The following is a 627-nucleotide window of genomic DNA, read 5'->3' on the forward strand; positions in this document are numbered from 1 at the left end:
CGGCCGGTGGGCGCGGGGCCGGGCTCAGCCCCGGCCCGGTCTCCCTCGAGGTCGTCCTCGGCCTCGGGGGTGACCTCGCGACCCCCGTCCTGGTGCCGCTGCGGGGTGGCCTCCTGGTCACCGGGCCCCCGGGCTCGGGGCGCACCACGGTCCTGGAGACCCTCGCGCACGGGATCCGCGCCCGGGGCTGGGCGGTCCAGGCCGGCCCGCCGCCCGCCTCTGCGCCCCGGTCGGACACCCAGCAGGCAGGCTCTGATCTCGCCCCGCGCACGGCCTACCTCCTGGACGACCTCGACGTCGACCTCCGGACGGACCCCCGTCTCGCCGACCACCTCGCGGCGGTCCTCAGCGGACCGCGACCACCCGTGCTGCTCGCCTCGTGCCGCACGGTCAGCGCCGCGAGCGCCTTCCGGAGCCCTCTCGCGCTGCTGCGAGAGAGCTGCGTCGTGGTGCTGAGCCCGTCGAGCCCGGGCAGCGGTGAGGTCGCCGGCACGGACCTGTCCCTGGTGACGGACCCGGTGCTGGCCGACCACCCGGGCCGGGGCGCCCTCGTGCACCGTGGCCGGGCGCTGCCCCTGCAGGTGGCACGCGAGTCACCGGGCGAGGCCGCGGGGGGCGCCCGGGTCA

1 protein-coding gene is annotated in these 627 nt (G+C 78.6%); it reads left to right on the forward strand.

The annotated features are described in order from the left end of the window. On the forward strand, window positions 1-627 hold a 627-nt coding region (locus L0B03_RS18835), incomplete at both ends, for an ATP-binding protein (protein WP_250448643.1).

This window comes from Actinotalea sp. C106 (assembly GCF_023630195.1).
Taxonomy (GTDB): Bacteria; Actinomycetota; Actinomycetes; order Actinomycetales; family Cellulomonadaceae; genus Actinotalea.